This is a genomic window from Pseudaeromonas sharmana (assembly GCF_042649925.1).
Classification (GTDB): domain Bacteria; phylum Pseudomonadota; class Gammaproteobacteria; order Enterobacterales; family Aeromonadaceae; genus Pseudaeromonas; species Pseudaeromonas sharmana.
The window spans coordinates 174,104-190,272 of the sequence record NZ_JBHSAF010000001.1 but is presented as its reverse complement, the minus strand read 5'-3'; the positions used below and the strand labels follow the sequence as shown (position 1 = coordinate 190,272).

The window sequence follows — 16,169 nt, the reverse complement described above, 5'->3', positions numbered from 1 at the left end:
CGCAGGGGGCCAGGGCAACCGTCTTAACCAAGGTGAGTCAGACGACCCGCCACATCGGCGAGGACATCACTCATCTGGCTAAGCTGACTGGCGTTGTCGGCATTGCCGTCGGTGAGCTGATTGAGCTTCTGCAACTGCATGCCCATCTCCTGGGTGACCCGATCCTGCTCCTCCGCGGCCACCGCAATCTGGGTCGCCCGCTCGGTGATTTCGCCGAACGCGGCGACCACCGACTGCAGATGTTCGTGCGTCAGACGTGCAATCGCCACCGCCTTGTCGGTCTCCTGCTGACCCTGCCCCATCACAGCCACCGAGTGACGCGATGTGCTCTGCAGTCTGGACAGGACCTGTTCAATCTCCACCGCCGAACGCTGGCTCTTGGCAGCCAGGTTGCGCACCTCGTCGGCGACGACGGCAAAACCGCGTCCCGATTCACCGGCCCGCGCCGCCTCGATGGCGGCGTTGAGCGCCAGCAAGTTGGTCTGATCGGCAATGTCCCGGATCACGCCAAGCATGTTGCTGACCTGGCCACTGTCCTGCTCCAGCTGACCGATCGCCTCGCGCGCCTGGTGGATCACCGTCGTCAGCGCCTGCATGGTGCCAATCACCTGATCCATCTCTTCACCACTGCCCTTCACTGCCTGGTGCAATTGGGCTACCGTCTGCTGGGTGTCGATGGCATGGCGCGCCACCTCCTGCGCCGTCGCCCCCATCTCGTGGGCCCCGGTCGCCAACAGGGTATTCTCATCCCGCAGTTCATGGGCCTTGTGACGGAACTGGCTGCTGAAGCTGTTGAGCTCGGTGGCCTCGGTCAGCAAAGTGCCGGCGGCCTCCTGAATGCGTTGCAGTATCTGCTTGAGCTTGTCGGCATAGTCATTGACGGCCTGACGCAAGGCCCCCACCTCATCCTGATGCAGCACCGACAAACGCCGGTCCAGATCACCGCTGCCGGAAGCCAGCGCCTGGATCTGCGCCGTGGTCTGGCGCAAGCTGCGCAACACGCCGTGCAGGAACCACTGCCCGGCCAGCAGCATCACGGCCAGGGTCGCGCCCACCGCCAGCAGCAAAAACCACCCCATCTGGCGTGCCACCTCGGTCATGTGCGTTTTGGGCACCACCAGCCCGATGGTCCAGCCGCTGGCCGGCAGCCGGTGCAGGCTGACATAGGCTTCTTCACCCAGCACCGCATCCTGGGGCAGTGTCAGCGCGGCTTGTGGCTGTACGCTGGCGGACAACACGGGGGCCAGCCAGGGCTGCTGCTCCACCAGCTTGCTCAGCGGCAGCAAGTTGCCGGCCGCATCGGGCTTGGCCAGGTCACCAGGAAAACTGATCACCTGGCCGCTCTGATCGACAGCAAAGGCATAGCCGCCCTGCGCCTCGCCATACTGGGCCAGTTGTTCGGCGATGCCATCAAGCATCATGTCTACGGTCGCGACACCGGCAAACTGGCCGTTAGCCCGCATCGCTACGGTACAGGTGATCATCGGTGTCTTGGTGAACGGATCTGTGTAAGCCGCAGACCAGCTGCACTGCCCATCCTGGCCCTGTCGACCCACCTGATACCAGCTCTCGTTATGGTAGCCGTTGCCAGTGGGCGCATTGTAGTCATCCAGGTACTTGAGCTGGCCATTATCGCGCCCCCAGAAGAAGCTACGCCGCGCCACGCCAGGCGTGAACATCTGCGGCTCAGGCCAGATACCACCACCGGCGATGGTCTGGTCACCGTGGTTGTCGATTACGGGCGGAAACAGCTGTTTGAACAGTGCCTCCTCTTTCGGGAGTAGCTGGCTTTGTGTCGCCAGAGTGGCCGTCAGTTGCTGGATTTGTTGCAGCTTGGCGCCGAGCAGGGACAGCATGTCCTGCTGGCTGGTCTCCAGCATCGTCTGACGCTCCTCGATCAGATCCGGTTTAACCTTGGTCTCAATGACCAGCGTGATGCTCAGCAGAGCCAATGCAAAGGCCAGCAAGCTGCCGGCGTTGATCTTGCGGGCAATCGTCCATTGATTTGCAAACAACATGGGGGGCAGTCTCATAAACGGGAAAAGGAGTAGCAATGACATGGGCATTGCAACAACCACGCCACCTTGCCCATTTGCACCACTTCGCCTGCCCCATGGCAGGGCATGCCCTTCTTTCCTTGGTTGAAGCGCGCGTGATGAGGCACCAATAAGCAGCAAAAGGATCATGGCGGCGCATAACCGCCGCTAACATCGTCACATCGCGACAGAAAACCGAGTGATAGATCGATTTTTACAACATATTCCGAATGAGGCCATGTTTTTCACGACCGGGCTGGGATAGCATCATTCGTTGAAAATTCAATTGCTTTGCATCAAACCGACAAGGCATACGTCCCTGTGACGCCATGCCCTGCGTTAAAAACCACCACGGAGAGGCCACACTATGAGTGAAATTGAAAATACCAGCCCGGACACCGCACCTGTTACGACCACTAGCATGGCGAGTGCAGAGAGCATCAGTCAGGACTCCAAGAACATGGCGTTACTGAACTGGATTGGCACCCTGTTCTTCGGTTTTATTCCCTGCCTGATCCTCTATCTGGTGAAGAAAGAGGATGCCTATGTGCAGGCTCAGGCCAAAGAAGCGCTGAACTGGTCAATCACCGCCATCATCGGTTATGTTGCCGCCATCATTCTGAGCTTTATCCTGATCGGTGTCCTGCTGTTCCCGGTGTTGGGAATTTGCCATCTGGTATTTTGCATCATGGGTGCCATTGGCGCGTCCAAAGGCAACGATTTCCGCGTGCCGTTCACGCTGCGTCTGTTGAAGTAAGACACCGTCACGTGGTGGCAACCAGGTTCCACCGAAAAAAGAGGCGCCCGTCGCCTCTTTTTTTACGAGGCCCCACTCTCCTGCACCAGATCGACTCAGGTCTGGACACTCTTCTCGAGCGGAGCAGCAGCATGTTTTCCCATATATTTATTGGCGTCAGTGATTTTGACCGCGCACTCGCCTTCTACGAACCCTTGATGCAACTGCTGGGAGTTGGCCTGCGCTTTTGCGAGCCGGAACGCCCCTGGGCAGGCTGGCAATCACATCCGGGACCGCGCCCCTTGCTGCTGCTCGGCCGCCCGTTTGATGGCGCTCCACATGCAGCAGGTAACGGACAGATGGTCGCATTCAACGCCAGCAGCCGACCTCAGGTCGCTGCGGCACATGCGCTGGCACTGCGCCTGGGAGGAAGATGCGAGGGCCGGCCGGGATTACGCCCCGAATACCATGCCGACTACTACGGCTGCTATTTTCGCGACCCGGACGGCAACAAGCTCTGTGTGGTCTGCCATCTAGCGGAGTAAAGCATGTTACGACGCCGCCTGTTACCCCTCCTGATTGGCCTGCTGTTGTGGGAGATCTATTTTTTCTATCTGCAACATTCGCCCGCAACGGCGCCTGTCAGGACACAGCATGCCGAAGTTTCAGCGCCACACACGGCACCGCTGCCGGCCGAAGTGAAGGAATAAAATGGACTCGATTTCACCCCTTGCTTGGGTCTATGCTAACCGGACCTGAATGCCTCGGAGCTGGCAATGAACGCTAAAGAGTTGGTCTCTGCCTTCTGGCAGGCGATGGCCAGGTGTGACTACGACACCGCCGCAACCCTGTTTGCCGATGACTATGTCTGCGACTGTCCCCAGACCCGCGAGCAGATTGTTGGCCGAGATAACTTCATCGGATTGCACAAGAGCAATCCCGCCCCCGGGCCCATGCAGTTTCTGCTGTGTCGCTTGCAAGGTGATGACGAGAAGATCTTCACCGAAGTGGCCGTCAATGACGGGGAACGGCTGTTTCGTATGCTGACCTTTCATTACATTGCCGACGGCAAGATAGCGCGCCAGGTTGAATACTGGCCGGAGGATTACCCGCCACCGGATTGGCGCCGTGAATGGGTGGATCTCGAACCCTGCTAACCCGCAGCCCCACTGTTCCTTTAGGGAGAATGGCAATGAAAGTAACCTGGATAGTTCCGCTGCTCAGTCTGCTCCTCGGTACCGGTTGTCAGCCGCAGGACACGCCGCAAAACGCCCCGCAAGACCCGGCACCAGAACCCCCCCAAGCCGTTGGTGGCGACCGGGATGCGCATGGTTGTATCGGCTCGGCCGGATATCAATGGTGTGCCCCGAAGAGTGAATGCATCCGCGCCTGGGAGTTACCGGATGTTGCAGGCCAAGATCTGGATCCGCAGCAAAAATGGCAGAAATGGTGTCAGCCGGATGCTTCCTGATGCAGCGTTACAGTGGCGCCTGATTTCGCTTTTGTTGCAGACACCGCAAAGGGCTGCACTGGTGCGCCTGGTCGCTCGGCTCGCCTTGCCTGACGCTTGGGTGGCCGCAGGTGCACTGCGTAATCTGGTCTGGGATCACCTGCATCAACGCCCCGCCTCTGCCGTCAATGACATTGATGTGTTGTATTTTGATGCGACCGACCACGAGGGCGCGTTGGGCAGGGCCGCCGAGCAATGGCTGCAGGAGCAGGCGCCCCAGTGGCGCTGGCAAGTGAAAAATCAGGCGCTGATGCACAAGCGACATGGTCATGCGCCCTATCGCAATAGCGGCGACGCGATGCGCTTCTGGCCAGAGTGTGAAACGGCAATTGCCGTGCGTTACCTGCCCACCCAATCCGCCTGGCAAGTGATGGCGCCCTTTGGCCTGCGCAGCCTGTTTGCAGGACAGATCACCGCGAATCCATGTCGCCCACCGCAGCTGTTCCAGCAGAGATTGACGACCAAACAGTGGTTAACACTGTGGCCTGAGCTGAGTGTCATGGATATCCAGGCATAACGCCAACCGATACCTGCGCTGTGCTTTTCATTCTGCAACACGCCCGCATCACAGTGCTGCCTGCCTGCCGCAGCATGCCAGCACAACGCTCACTTGGCCTTGCGCGTCGGGCCGCGTTGCTCACCATTAACCAGCAATTGACGATAACTGCCATTGCTGCGGAAATAGATCTCGGAATCAGAGGTCACAGGACCATAGTCGACGCTGTCAATTCGCACCCGCCCCACCTGCACCTCGACGACGTGACCGTCCACCACCATGCGTCCACGCCCGACCAGGCGCCCTTCATTGGCCGTTACACTGACATTGCCCTTGTTTTGCGGCGGTGTTTCGGCGGGGCCGATATCGCAGGCCGTCAATGCACCCACCAGTCCCATCGCAATCACAACGCCAGATAGTGTGCTTTTCATCTTACTGTTCCTGTCATTTGGCTGACACCTCAAGTGTAATGCACGAAGTTTGCCAGAATAGCCGTGCAAGCCAAGCATTCGAAGCTATTTGCTACCGTTTTCTGCGTGCACAGCAAACGGCAGGCGTCCGCGCCAGAACACCAGCAGGTTGCCAAACATGACACTCAGTAGACCCAGCACCGCCACCGGAGCCCATTGATACCCCTCGAACCACACCGACAGGTTAAGCGCGACGACCGGGAACAACACAGTACAATAGGCCGCCCGCTCCGGCCCCAGACGCCCAACCAGCATCAGGTAACTGGTGAAGCCGACGACAGAGCCGAACAACGCCAGATACCCCAAGGCCCACCAGTAGCGCGGCGATGGATCCGGAACATACTCGACACCACTGATTGACGCCCCGAGCAGCAACAGGGTGGCGCCGCACAGCATGCCCCAACCGTTGGTCTGCAGCGGTGTCGCCCCCAGACTCTGCAGACGAGCGGAGAGCAGATTGCCCGTGGAGAAGCACAAGGTGCCGAGCAAGGCCAGCCCCAACCCCTGCAGCGTCTCGGCATGTGCCTGCGTATTCACCAGTTGTGGCCAGAACAAGGCCATCAGCCCGACCAGTCCAAACAGAGCACCATACCAGACACGAGACGCCACCTGGCGTTTCAGCACTAACCGCGCGGCCAGGGCATTCCACAGCGTCGAGGTAGAAAAGATCACGGCGATCAGACCACTGGGCAGCCAGTGGCTGGCCTGATAGAAACAGAGAAAATTGCAGCAGAACAGCAGCAGCCCCTGCAGCAGTACCAAGCGCAAAATACGGCCCTGAGGCACCCGCACGCGGCCACTCAGCCAGAGAAACCCCAACAACAAGGCGGCGGCCAATAAAAAACGGCCGGCAATGGAAAACGGGATAGCCGTCGGCCCGAGTTGCCATTTCAACGCCAGCCAGGTGGTTCCCCAGATAGCAACCGTCGTCAGATAGAGAAACCAGGTCATCGACTACTCCTCACTCAGGTCGATAGTACAGGGGCCAGCATGCCCGATAACCTGATGACCGGTTTGTCTGTTCTTGCGCTTTTTTGCCAGCGCCGCGCTGGCGCCGATGGCCCGCCGCGACAAAACAGTTACACTGCCAGTCGATCCCATCCAACGTCTGAAACTGAGCCATGTCCCTTACCATCGCATCACCGCGCATCATGCAGGAGCTGACCGCCACCCGGGCTGATCTGGAGCGGCATGCGGTTATCAGCGCCGGTGTGCACGTCGCCTGCTGGCAACGGCATACGCTTCAGGATACGGCTTACCAGCAACCTGGACACCATACCCTCTCCTGCTATCTGCACGGAGGCGAACAGATACGGCGGCGAGATCAGCCTTCACTGCGTGGCGGGCCGGGAAAACTCTGTCTGTTACCTGCCGAGCACGAGTCGTACTGGCAAGTCGGCGGCTACATTCACTTCCTGCATCTGTACTTCACCCCGCAATACCTGGCCCATCAGATTGTCGAACTGTTTGACTGCGAACCGCGCAGCATAGTGTTGGCCGATCGCACCTATATCGACGACCACGCCCTGGCACACGCCTGCCGGCAGCTGAACCAGCTGGACTGGCAGCAGGACCTGGGACGCCTCGCGGCCCAGACGCTAACTCAGGAGATGACCGCCTACCTGCTGCAGACCCAGGCCAGGCGAGGTTTGCAGCCATTCAAGGGCGGCCTGTCCCCCTATCAGCAGCGGGTGCTGCACGAATGGCTGGACCACCATCTTGGCGAGACATTGACCCTGGCCGACATGGCCTCGACCGTGGCGTTGTCTGAATTTCATTTCGCCCGCATGTTCAAGTTGAGCTTTGGCATGCCGCCCCATGCCTGGTTGTTGCAGCAACGTCTGCTCAAGGCGCGTGCCTGGCTCAGCCGGGATCCGGCCGCGGATCTGCTGCAGGTGGCGCAGCATTGTGGCTTTACCAGTGTCAGCCTGATGTCGCGACACTTCCGCCGCTGGCTGGGGCTGGCTCCGGGGCAATTCCGGCAGTTAAGTGGTCATTTGGCAACAGCAGAAAAGCAGGTTTTCTGGCGCTGAAGCCACAGACAAACCGCCAGATCATACGCGCGACAAGCAAACGTTTCAATAATATGGAAAATTAACAGAATCAATGCGTTATATTGCTGGACCTCAGCGATGGAGGCTCTAGAATAACGTCCATTTTTTACACTATGGACGCTTTGCCATGTCGCAACCTCAGCCGCACCACCCAGATCTGGTTTACGGGCTGGACGCCCGCCCACCGCTGCCTCAGACGCTGTTTGCCGCCCTGCAACACATGTTGGCCATGTTCGTCGGCATCATCACACCACCACTGATCATTGCCAGCGCCCTGGGTCTCAGTGGTGACGAGACCCGTTATATCGTGTCGATGTCACTGCTTATGTCAGGCATCGCCTCCTTCATCCAGACGCGTCGCTTCGGTCCGGTCGGCTCGGGACTGCTCTCGGTGCAGGGCACCAGCTTCAACTTTCTGGGCCCGATCATTGCCTCCGGTCTGGCCCTGAAACAGGCCGCCATGCCCAACGAAGCCATGCTCGGCACCCTGTTTGGCACCATACTGGTCGCGGCGATCAGCATGGTGCTTGTCAGCCGCTGCCTGCATCTGATTCGTCAGGTGATCACACCGCTGGTGACCGGTATCGTGGTGCTGTTGATCGGGCTGACCTTGATCAAGGTCGGACTGATCAGCATGGGGGGCGGATTTGCCGCCATGAAGGATGGCAGCTTCGGTAGTCTGGAAAATCTTGGGCTGTCGTTACTGGTCCTGCTGACCATAGTGCTGCTGCAACGCAGCCATAATCCCTGGTTGCGCCTCTCGGCTATCGTCATCGCCATGCTGGTCGGCTATCTCGCCGCCTTCTTCCTGGGCCGCCTCAATCCGCTGGCCAGCACTGAACAGTGGCTCACCCTGCCCCAGCCATTCCGTTACGGCCTGGGTTTTGATTGGCAATTTTTCATTCCGATCACCGTGATTTTCGTCGTGACCGCACTGGAAGCCATCGGCGACATGACAGCCACCTCCGATGTCTCCGGCGAGCCGGTTGACGGTCCCGTCTACCTGGCACGAATTAAAGGCGGCGTGCTGTCAGATGGCCTCAACTCCATGCTGGCCGCCGTCGTTGGCACCTTTCCGATGTCGGTTTTTGCACAAAACAATGGCGTCATCCAACTCACCGGGGTTGCCAGCCGCTATGTCGGCTTCTTTATTGCCGGCATGCTGGCATTACTCGGTCTGCTGCCGGGCGTCGCCGCGCTGATCCAGCAAATTCCCGAACCGGTTCTGGGCGGTGCCACCATCGTCATGTTCGGTACCATTGCCGCCGCCGGTGTGCGCATCATCTCGCGCGAAGTCCTCGACCGCCGGGCGTTGATGATACTGGCCGTCTCGCTGGCCATGGGGCTCGGGGTAGCACAGGTACCTGAAGTGCTGCAACATCTGCCTGAGCTGCTCAAGAGTGTGCTGTCGTTTGGCGTCGCTACCGGCGGCATCACGGCCATGTTGCTGAACCTGTTGCTGCCACGCCGCAAAACCGCCCCTTCTGGCACCGCTTAAGCCAGCCACAGCCGGCCAGTTTGGCCGGCTTTACCTCCCTTTACGCCGCCGACACACTCCCTTGCTCAGCGATCCCGGATAATCAGACCGTCGCTAGTCTGTTTTTGCTAAGGAATCGGTATGTCTCCGAAAATTGCTGCTGGCACGCTGTTGGGTCTGGTTTGTCTGGCAATCAGTCAGGCGGCCATCGCCAGACCATGGGGACCGATGCCAGATCGAGGGCCAGGGCCAGGGCCTGGCCCTGAGCCCATCCCTGCCCCGCAGCATGGCATCTATGTGGATGTGTTGCCTCATGGTTACCAGACCGTACTCATCGCCGGTCTGACCTATTTTGTGCTCAATGACATTTGGTACAAGTTGCAAGGCGGGCGCTATGTCATGGTCGATAAGCCGGCGGCAGAACCTGAATATGAACAACCACACGGCCTGACGCAGGTGGATATCGATGGCGGGCGTTACTATGTGCGCGACGGGCGTTTTTATCGGCGTAACGCAGATGGTGAGTATCTTGAGGTGCCACCACCTGCGTCCCAAAAAAGCAACAACTAGAGCGCGGGCGGGCTCAGTGTTGCGCCCGGTGTACCGTGGCCAGCAGTGCCGCGGCCCCGACAAACAACGAGGCAAATGTCCGGTTGATGCGTCGCTGCTGGCGCACACTGCGCTGCAGACGCAACAATCGGGAGGCCAAACCGGTGTACCCCGCCATCACAATCATATCGACGGTAATCATCGTCAACGCCATCAGCAGATATTGGGGCAGTAACGGCGAGGCCGGGTTAATGAACTGAGGTAGCACGGCCAGCATGAACACAATCGCCTTCGGGTTGCTGGCGTTGACCAAGAAGCCGCGCAAGACCAGTTGCCAACGCGGAGTCAAAGCGCTGGCCTCCTCCGGCATCACATCGCGCGCTTGCGGAATGGTGCGCCATTGGCACCAGGCCAGCCAGACCAGATAACCGACGCCAAACCATTTGATCACATTAAACGCCATCGCCGAGGTGGTCAAAATCGCCCCGACCCCAGCCGCGACAATGGCGATTTGACCTGCCAAGGCCAACTGCAAGCCCAGCACATTCCAATAGCCATGGCGAAATCCATGTCGCAAGCCGCTGCTCATTGAAGCAATGGCACCAGCACCGGGCGACAGGCTGATAATCCAACAGGCGACAAAAAAGCCTAACCAGGTTTCCAGCGTCATTTCGATTTTCCTTTTTCGCATGACCGATGCAGCTCACACTATCACCGCCACGCGGAGGCGAAAAGGAAATAAAAAAGTGGCGTATCCATGCGAATACGCCACTGGGCCTAACCTGCAAGGCAGGAGGTATGGAACCCGATTATTGCGCTGTCAGCGTGTACTTCAAGGTGCTGTCGTTGAAGGTCACCAGGTAAGTGCCCACCATAGCGGTCTTGATGTCGGAGCCGCCCAGGTTCGCGGTGCCATCGGCATTGGTATCACCATAATTCTTGGTCCAATCGCCGAGCACATCGAACTTGAAGCGTTGTGTTCCACTGCTATCTGCGGCTCCCGTGAAGGTGATGGTAGCCTGCCAGGTATTGTTGGCCACCAGCTTCATCGCCGTCGAGCCCCAGCTGTTCGGTGTGCCACGGAAGTAGAGGCTGGTCAGATTACCGGTATAGACATCATTACCCGAGATTTTGGTCAGCGTGTACTTCAGTGTCGTGTCGTTAAACTGCACCTTATAAGTACCGACCACAGTGGTATAGATGTCAGAGCCGCCCTGGTTAGCCGTTCCATCTGCATTGGTATCACCAAAATTGGTCACCCAGTTGCCAGCTACGTCAAACTTGAAGCGCTGGTTGGCCTGGCCATCAAAGGTAACGGTGGTTTCCCAGGTATTGTCCGCAACCAGGGTCATCGCCTTGCTCGCCCAGCTGTTGGCAGTGCCACGGAAGTTCATCGTGGTGTAGGTGCTGTTGAAGGTGCCGTTGTCTTCAGTGACGGTCACGGTAGCAGATGTCGTTGAAGTCAAACCTTCGGCATCGGTCACGGTCACAGTGATGGTCTTGGTTCCGGCAGTGTCAAACACCACGGTTTCGGTCTTGGCCGTTCCGCCGGTGGACCAGCTGTAGCCCGTCACGCCTACGTCATCGGTAGAGGCGGAAGCATCGAACACAATGCTGTCGCCAACCTTCACGCTGATGGTCTTCGGTGACACCACAGCCACAGGTGCCTGATTCACAGAGATCGGCGTCAGCGTGTAGCTCATATCACTTTCCTTGAGCGCCACCTTGTACTTGCCTACACCCGTGAAATAGATGTCCTTGGTGCTGTTCTTGTCGGCAATGCCGTCCGCTTCGGTATCGCCGTAGTTTTCAGTCCAGTTGCCGTAGACATCAAACTTGAAGCGTTGTGCGCCGGTGCTGTCAGCGGCCCCCGTGAAGGTCACCTCGGTTGACCAGACGCGAGTCGTGGTATCCACAGTCATCGGTGTGGCCACCCAGCTATTGCTGGTACCGCGGAAGTACATTGAGGAGAATTTGTTGACGGTGCAGTTGGTGCACGGCTTGGCGTTGATATGAATCGCAGCCGCCTGCTTGGCGCCGACCGTAAAGGTGGCCTTGCCAGCACTATCTACCACAATGTTGCTGCCGCTGCACAGATCGTTGCCGGCCAGGATGTTGCAATAGGTACCCGCAGGCAGACCGGTCGACAGTGACTGAGTCATGCTGGTGGTTTCATTGTTGATCACCACAAAGCCCTTGGTGCCACGGCCAAACGCGATCTGGTTATTGCCGTTATCCCACCAGTTGGCCATCGCAGTACCTTGTACCGCGTTGTGGAAAGAGACCATGTTGGCGATGTTGCTCCAACGGTGTTCGCAGTTCCAGCTTGAACCAGAGGCACAGGCGGCTGCACTCGGGCCACCGATATCGGTGTTGGAGCCGAAGTCATAACCAGACATGACTTGCGGGTATTTACCATACGGCCAGGCCAGCATGAAGACGTTAGCCAGGTTATACAGGGCACCGTCCTTATAGGTCAGCATGCCACCGCCACCATGGCCACGCTCGCGGTCGTGGTTGACGACGAAGACTTCAGCCTTGTCTGAGGCGAGCAGCCCCCAGCTTTCACCCATGGTCTTCAGGTTCTTGATCTGCCCCTTGAAGTTGGATGCCAGATCGGTGCCGTATTTGAACTCTGTGACCACACCCAGTCCGGTATATTCGCTCGGTTGAATAGGCTCACCTGATGCACCTATGACTTCCTGATACACGAACGGATTGCCAGCTTGAGCGTAGATAGCCCCCAAATCGGCGGTGCTCATGTGCTTGGCTGCGTCGACACGGAAACCATCCACGCCCCAACCGGAAAGGGTCTTCAGGTAGGTGGCGATCTGCCCTTGCACATAGGATGAGCCGGTATTCAGGTCAGGCAAGCCCGGCAGACTGCAGTTTTGTACCTGCCAGCGGTTGCTATAGTCGGTGATGTCACAGACGCTGTGGAAATCACTGGAACTCAGGTAAGGGTAGTTGCGAGCGGAATAGCTGCTACCACCGGTTCCGGTACCGGATCCGCCCGCCATCTGGTTGAATACGGCGTCAGCATAGATCTTCACACCCGCGGCATGGCAGCGGCTGATCATACTCTTGAGCTCGGCTTCGTTCCCGCCCAGCGATGTGAAGTTCTTGTAGTTGACCGGTTGGTAGACGACCCACCAGCTGCTGCCTTGGATGTGTTCCGCCGGAGGCGTGATTTGCACCGCTTCATAGCCCTTCGGGCCGAGAACCGTCTCACACTCGTTGGCGATGTCGTTATATTTCCATTGGAACAGGTGCACCATGACGCCGGCTTGGGCCGCGTTGCCGGCAAATGCCATGGCAACCGCTGCACCCAGCGACAGGGCGCTGAGCTTCATCTTCTTCATTGTGATATTCCCTTCATGTTGACGTTAACCTGAATGCACAGTGCGCTCTTTACTGAGCGTCTGATTGTGCAGACCGGCATGGCATTCAATTGCCGGTCGCCTGCACGGTCTCAGCCTGATGGGCTGGCCGCAACATTCGGTATTTATCCTGTGTGGCTCAATGATGAGAAGAATTCACTCTGACTCGGGATGATGAAGGCGAAACCCGGTCTATATTCTTATGTTTTTCAAGCGGTTAAATGGGATTTTTCTGTTTGTGAAATCGAGACATGAAATGTAACCGCTCACATTCAACGCCGATTATCCATGTTTTTGATGGCCGATCCGCCCCTTGGCACAGGTAAATGTTAATTGTGTGAATGAAATTGTTTTCAATTGAAAATTCATGCAATTTCGGCGTGATCCAGCACGCGTCTTGCTTTCTTCAACACTGACGAGATCGGCAGAACGATTTAGAGTGGCGACTCATATACGCGGTTTGGATAGCAGATCATGAAATCGACAATGCAGTATCTGATGCTCGGCCTGGCGCTGGCCGGCGTGCCTCTGCTGGCCGAAGCGGACTCGAGCTCGGGCGCCAATCTGCGCCGGGTTGACGAGCGCTCACCCGATCACCAACACCTGTTGCACGCACAACAGCAACTGACCCTGGTGACCATCGAACACCAGGGGCAGCAACCGATTCTCAAGTTGCAACGCGACGATGGCATCATGCTCAAAGTCCGCGGCCTGCAGCAGACAGCACCGACGTTTGGCTTGAGCGACGGCAGCCGCATTGATGTGATGCAGGAAGCTCATGGCTGGAGCCTGCTCAGCGGAGAGCAACTGCTGGCCTTCATTCCGAATCAGTACGGGCAGGATCTGCTACATCGATCGGGTTAGTGCTTCAGTCCAGTTTTTTCTGCCAAAACTGCGCAACGCCGGCCGAGGGTTGCAGTTCATAGGGCGCGAAGCCGCACTTGCGGTAAGCGCCCTGCGCCACGTGGTTATTCGCCAGCACCTCCAGCGTCATTTTGCAGCAGCCACGGAATCTAGCGATCTCCTCAAGCCGTGCCAGCAGGGCCGAACCCACACCTCGACCTCGCCAGCCGTCGAGCACTGCGAGATCATGCACGTTCAGTAACGGACGCGCCGCGAAGGTTGAAAACCCCATGAAAGCCGTCGCCACGCCAACCCCGTTGCCCTCGTAACGGGCCAGCAGCACCACGGCGCCGGGAACGTCAGCCATCGCCGCGGCCAGCCGCTGACGCACGCTCGGCGCCAGCCCCTCACCACCGCCCATGGGATCACTGGCGTACGCATCCAGCAGTGCCACCCACTCATCCTGTTCCGGGTTATCCAGACGTACCTGTTCGATCTTCAACACGCGACTGTCTCCTTAGCGCTGATGTCTCCCGTGACTTGATCTCTCTGTCTAATCGGCGTCCAATCCAGAGAGACACGCCTCACGAGGAGCCGAATCCATGTTCATTGTCCTGCTCGAGTATATTCGTCCGCTGGAAGAAATCGATGCCCTGATCCCGTTACACCGCGCCTATCTGCAACGTCACTACGCGAGCGGCCATTTCTTGATGTCCGGGCGGCGCGAACCACGGACCGGGGGCGTCATTCTGGCCTCCGTCCCCAGCCGCACCCAGCTGGAGCAGATTCTGCAGGAGGATCCGTTTCATCAAGCCGGCGTCGTGCGCTACGAGGTTCTGGAATTTGTGCCCACCATGACACATAAGGGGCTCGAAGCGTGGCAGCAGGCATGACCCCCTCAGCGCCATTATTGCGGTGGCAAGATTGTCTGTTCGCCGTCAATCTGCACTGTCAGCTGAGGGTCCGGCACCTGAGACTGGATCCAGGTGCTTGCCTGGCGCTGGTCGGCAGCAATGGCAGCGGCAAAAGTCTGATGGCCAGGGCCCTGGCCGGAGAGCTGCCCTGCTCTGCGGGTGAGTGCCTTCAGCCCCCGGAGACGGTCCGTCTATCTGCGGAGCAGCAGCAGGCGCTGCTGGCTGAAGATTGGCGCCGCCGCAATACCGATATGCTGGAGGAGGGCGAAGAGGCCGGCATCATGACCGCTGAACTGCTGCAACAGGTTCCTGCCGGACTGCAACAACGGCTTGATGTTGCCAAACTGGCCCCTCGCCCGTATCGCGTGCTTTCCAGTGGCGAAGGACGCAAAGTCCTGCTGGCACAGGCGCTCGCCATGGCTCCGCCCCTGCTGGTACTGGACGAACCCTTCGCCGGGCTGGATGCCGCTGCGCGACAGGATCTGCAACGGCTGCTGGAGGAGCTGCACACAGGTGGTCAGGCCATGGCCATCATCCTTAGCCGTTATGACGAAATTCCCCGCTTCGCCAGCGCGTTGGGCATTCTCAGTGAACGTCAGCTGGTGCGGTGCGGTTTGCCCGACGAAATCCTGAAGCAACAGGACGTCGCCGAGCTGGCCCTCAGCGAAACACTACGCCAGTTGCCGTTACCGGCACGGCCATCGGCTCCCCCATCGCCCCCCACTTCAACGCCGTTGATTCGTCTGTGCCGCCTGCACATCGATTACGACGGGCACAGCGTGATTGCAGGGCTGGACTGGCAGGTCAACCCCGGCGAGCACTGGCATATTGCCGGCCCGAACGGTTGTGGAAAATCCACTTTGTTATCCGTGATTTGCGGTGATCACCCGCAAGGCTATTGTAACGACGTGACCCTGTTCGGCCGCCGACGCGGTTCGGGCGAGAGCATCTGGGAGATCAAAAGCCACATCGGGCTTGTCAGCCCGGCGCTGCATCTGGAACACCGGGTCAGTGCTTCGGCGCAGGAGGTGGTGTTGTCCGGGTTCTTCGACAGCATAGGACTCTACGATGCCCCCGGTGATGAGCAGGTCAGCCTGTCCCGCCGCTGGTTGGAACGCCTCGGCATGGCCCGGCTGGCGAAAACGCCATTTCAGCGCTTGTCCTTTGGACAGCAACGGCTCTTGCTGATTGCCCGCGCACTGGTCAAGCACCCGCCGTTGTTGATCCTGGATGAGCCACTGCAGGGGCTGGATCCGCTGAGTCGAGATCGGATCCGGCATTTTGTCGAGGAGCTGATGCAATCGGGCACGACCCAATTGCTGTTTGTCTCGCACCATGCTGACGATGCCCCCCGCGGCCTGACCCACAGACTGGACTTTATTCCGCAGCCGCAGGGGGGATATGCCTATCGGCAGAGGCCGCTGCCGGTGCCGGATCAACCACCGTCTGTCGGTTCACCGGCAATCCGGGCCAATCCTCCTGCCACTGCAGGGTGTGCGGGTTGAAACCACGATCCAGCGTTGGCTTTACGATCTGAAAGTAGGGGGAGAGGTCGAAATCTCTGGGCGTATACAAAGAGGGATGGCGCACGCGGAAGAATTCATGCCGCATGCGCTGCGAATCCTCGGTAACCGTATGTTCGATGACCCGATCAGGCAGAATCGGATAATGGATATGGGCGAACGCTTGCGCAATCAATGACGA

General features: G+C 58.6%; 18 protein-coding genes. 12 read left to right on the top strand and 6 right to left on the bottom strand.

Annotated elements, in window-relative coordinates:
* Positions 1-23 precede the first annotated feature (23 nt).
* Positions 24-2,018, bottom strand: coding sequence for a methyl-accepting chemotaxis protein (locus tag ACFOSS_RS00885; RefSeq protein ID WP_377149953.1), 1,995 nt, complete (start codon positions 2,016-2,018; stop codon positions 24-26).
* A gap of 385 nt (positions 2,019-2,403) precedes the next feature.
* Here ACFOSS_RS00885 and ACFOSS_RS00880 point away from each other — a divergent pair, with 385 nt between their 5' ends.
* The 6 genes from ACFOSS_RS00880 to ACFOSS_RS00855 all read left to right on the top strand — a co-directional run bounded on the left by ACFOSS_RS00880 (position 2,404) and on the right by ACFOSS_RS00855 (position 4,799).
* Positions 2,404-2,793: a DUF4870 domain-containing protein gene (locus tag ACFOSS_RS00880; RefSeq protein ID WP_377149952.1), complete on the top strand. Its 390-nt coding sequence runs from the start codon at positions 2,404-2,406 to the stop codon at positions 2,791-2,793.
* Between the two features lie 131 nt (positions 2,794-2,924).
* Complete coding sequence (locus tag ACFOSS_RS00875) at positions 2,925-3,317, top strand: VOC family protein (protein WP_377149950.1); 393 nt, start codon at positions 2,925-2,927, stop codon at positions 3,315-3,317.
* A gap of 3 nt (positions 3,318-3,320) precedes the next feature.
* Positions 3,321-3,482 (top strand): hypothetical protein, encoded by a 162-nt coding sequence (locus ACFOSS_RS00870; RefSeq protein ID WP_377149948.1) that lies wholly within the window; start codon positions 3,321-3,323, stop codon positions 3,480-3,482.
* Positions 3,483-3,548: 66 nt separating this feature from the next.
* Positions 3,549-3,929, top strand: a complete 381-nt coding sequence (locus ACFOSS_RS00865; protein WP_377149946.1) for a nuclear transport factor 2 family protein — start codon at positions 3,549-3,551, stop codon at positions 3,927-3,929.
* A 35-nt stretch (positions 3,930-3,964) separates the two neighbouring features.
* Positions 3,965-4,243, top strand: coding sequence for a hypothetical protein (locus tag ACFOSS_RS00860; protein ID WP_377149944.1), 279 nt, complete (start codon positions 3,965-3,967; stop codon positions 4,241-4,243).
* Positions 4,233-4,799 (top strand): nucleotidyltransferase family protein, encoded by a 567-nt coding sequence (locus tag ACFOSS_RS00855; RefSeq protein ID WP_377149942.1) that lies wholly within the window; start codon positions 4,233-4,235, stop codon positions 4,797-4,799. The genes ACFOSS_RS00860 and ACFOSS_RS00855 overlap by 11 nt, the downstream gene beginning before the upstream one ends.
* 89 nt (positions 4,800-4,888) lie before the next feature.
* Here the strand turns inward: ACFOSS_RS00855 and ACFOSS_RS00850 are convergent, their stop codons facing one another.
* Together ACFOSS_RS00850 and ACFOSS_RS00845 are read right to left on the bottom strand one after the other, a co-directional pair.
* The gene (locus tag ACFOSS_RS00850; RefSeq protein WP_377149940.1) at positions 4,889-5,209 is read right to left on the bottom strand and encodes a hypothetical protein; all 321 of its coding nucleotides are present in this window, start codon (positions 5,207-5,209) and stop codon (positions 4,889-4,891) included.
* A gap of 84 nt (positions 5,210-5,293) precedes the next feature.
* Positions 5,294-6,199 carry a DMT family transporter gene (locus ACFOSS_RS00845; protein WP_377149938.1) on the bottom strand — a complete coding sequence of 302 codons (906 nt, stop codon included), beginning with the start codon at positions 6,197-6,199 and terminating at the stop codon, positions 5,294-5,296.
* A 170-nt stretch (positions 6,200-6,369) separates the two neighbouring features.
* Between ACFOSS_RS00845 and ACFOSS_RS00840 the strand changes: the two genes are divergently transcribed.
* The 3 genes from ACFOSS_RS00840 to ACFOSS_RS00830 all read left to right on the top strand — a co-directional run bounded on the left by ACFOSS_RS00840 (position 6,370) and on the right by ACFOSS_RS00830 (position 9,349).
* On the top strand, positions 6,370-7,281 hold the full coding sequence (locus tag ACFOSS_RS00840; RefSeq protein ID WP_377149936.1) for a helix-turn-helix domain-containing protein: 912 nt from the start codon (positions 6,370-6,372) through the stop codon (positions 7,279-7,281).
* 148 nt (positions 7,282-7,429) lie between these two features.
* A complete protein-coding gene (locus tag ACFOSS_RS00835; protein WP_377149934.1) occupies positions 7,430-8,800 on the top strand; it encodes a nucleobase:cation symporter-2 family protein in 1,371 nt (456 codons plus the stop codon).
* A 120-nt stretch (positions 8,801-8,920) separates the two neighbouring features.
* A complete protein-coding gene (locus ACFOSS_RS00830; RefSeq protein WP_377149932.1) occupies positions 8,921-9,349 on the top strand; it encodes a DUF6515 family protein in 429 nt (142 codons plus the stop codon).
* Between the two features lie 13 nt (positions 9,350-9,362).
* On the opposite strand, the gene ACFOSS_RS00825 is transcribed toward ACFOSS_RS00830, so the two are convergent.
* Both ACFOSS_RS00825 and ACFOSS_RS00820 read right to left on the bottom strand, forming a co-directional pair.
* Positions 9,363-9,998 carry a LysE family transporter gene (locus tag ACFOSS_RS00825; RefSeq protein ID WP_377149930.1) on the bottom strand — a complete coding sequence of 212 codons (636 nt, stop codon included), beginning with the start codon at positions 9,996-9,998 and terminating at the stop codon, positions 9,363-9,365.
* Between the two features lie 139 nt (positions 9,999-10,137).
* A complete protein-coding gene (locus tag ACFOSS_RS00820) occupies positions 10,138-12,690 on the bottom strand; it encodes an alpha amylase C-terminal domain-containing protein (protein ID WP_377149928.1) in 2,553 nt (850 codons plus the stop codon).
* Positions 12,691-13,182: 492 nt separating this feature from the next.
* Between ACFOSS_RS00820 and ACFOSS_RS00815 the strand changes: the two genes are divergently transcribed.
* Entirely contained in the window at positions 13,183-13,572 is a 390-nt protein-coding gene (locus ACFOSS_RS00815; RefSeq protein WP_377149926.1) for a hypothetical protein, read from the top strand.
* Between the two features lie 4 nt (positions 13,573-13,576).
* On the opposite strand, the gene ACFOSS_RS00810 is transcribed toward ACFOSS_RS00815, so the two are convergent.
* Positions 13,577-14,056, bottom strand: coding sequence for a GNAT family N-acetyltransferase (locus ACFOSS_RS00810; protein WP_377149924.1), 480 nt, complete (start codon positions 14,054-14,056; stop codon positions 13,577-13,579).
* A gap of 97 nt (positions 14,057-14,153) precedes the next feature.
* Here ACFOSS_RS00810 and ACFOSS_RS00805 point away from each other — a divergent pair, with 97 nt between their 5' ends.
* Both ACFOSS_RS00805 and modF read left to right on the top strand, forming a co-directional pair.
* Positions 14,154-14,444: a YciI family protein gene (locus ACFOSS_RS00805; protein ID WP_377149922.1), complete on the top strand. Its 291-nt coding sequence runs from the start codon at positions 14,154-14,156 to the stop codon at positions 14,442-14,444.
* A complete protein-coding gene (modF, locus tag ACFOSS_RS00800; protein WP_377149920.1) occupies positions 14,441-15,970 on the top strand; it encodes a molybdate ABC transporter ATP-binding protein ModF in 1,530 nt (509 codons plus the stop codon). The genes ACFOSS_RS00805 and modF overlap by 4 nt, the downstream gene beginning before the upstream one ends.
* The last annotated feature ends 199 nt before the right edge of the window (positions 15,971-16,169 follow it).

Bases quoted from the DNA above. Each gene is read 5' to 3' on its own strand.
- ACFOSS_RS00885 (WP_377149953.1), bottom strand. From the start codon at position 2,018: ATGTTGTTTGCAAATCAATGGACGATTGCCCGCAAGATCAACGCCGGC.
- ACFOSS_RS00880 (WP_377149952.1), top strand. From the start codon at position 2,404: ATGAGTGAAATTGAAAATACCAGCCCGGACACCGCACCTGTTACGACC.
- ACFOSS_RS00875 (WP_377149950.1), top strand. From the start codon at position 2,925: ATGTTTTCCCATATATTTATTGGCGTCAGTGATTTTGACCGCGCACTC.
- ACFOSS_RS00870 (WP_377149948.1), top strand. From the start codon at position 3,321: ATGTTACGACGCCGCCTGTTACCCCTCCTGATTGGCCTGCTGTTGTGG.
- ACFOSS_RS00865 (WP_377149946.1), top strand. From the start codon at position 3,549: ATGAACGCTAAAGAGTTGGTCTCTGCCTTCTGGCAGGCGATGGCCAGG.
- ACFOSS_RS00860 (WP_377149944.1), top strand. From the start codon at position 3,965: ATGAAAGTAACCTGGATAGTTCCGCTGCTCAGTCTGCTCCTCGGTACC.
- ACFOSS_RS00855 (WP_377149942.1), top strand. From the start codon at position 4,233: ATGCTTCCTGATGCAGCGTTACAGTGGCGCCTGATTTCGCTTTTGTTG.
- ACFOSS_RS00850 (WP_377149940.1), bottom strand. From the start codon at position 5,209: ATGAAAAGCACACTATCTGGCGTTGTGATTGCGATGGGACTGGTGGGT.
- ACFOSS_RS00845 (WP_377149938.1), bottom strand. From the start codon at position 6,199: ATGACCTGGTTTCTCTATCTGACGACGGTTGCTATCTGGGGAACCACC.
- ACFOSS_RS00840 (WP_377149936.1), top strand. From the start codon at position 6,370: ATGTCCCTTACCATCGCATCACCGCGCATCATGCAGGAGCTGACCGCC.
- ACFOSS_RS00835 (WP_377149934.1), top strand. From the start codon at position 7,430: ATGTCGCAACCTCAGCCGCACCACCCAGATCTGGTTTACGGGCTGGAC.
- ACFOSS_RS00830 (WP_377149932.1), top strand. From the start codon at position 8,921: ATGTCTCCGAAAATTGCTGCTGGCACGCTGTTGGGTCTGGTTTGTCTG.
- ACFOSS_RS00825 (WP_377149930.1), bottom strand. From the start codon at position 9,998: ATGACGCTGGAAACCTGGTTAGGCTTTTTTGTCGCCTGTTGGATTATC.
- ACFOSS_RS00820 (WP_377149928.1), bottom strand. From the start codon at position 12,690: ATGAAGAAGATGAAGCTCAGCGCCCTGTCGCTGGGTGCAGCGGTTGCC.
- ACFOSS_RS00815 (WP_377149926.1), top strand. From the start codon at position 13,183: ATGAAATCGACAATGCAGTATCTGATGCTCGGCCTGGCGCTGGCCGGC.
- ACFOSS_RS00805 (WP_377149922.1), top strand. From the start codon at position 14,154: ATGTTCATTGTCCTGCTCGAGTATATTCGTCCGCTGGAAGAAATCGAT.
- modF (WP_377149920.1), top strand. From the start codon at position 14,441: ATGACCCCCTCAGCGCCATTATTGCGGTGGCAAGATTGTCTGTTCGCC.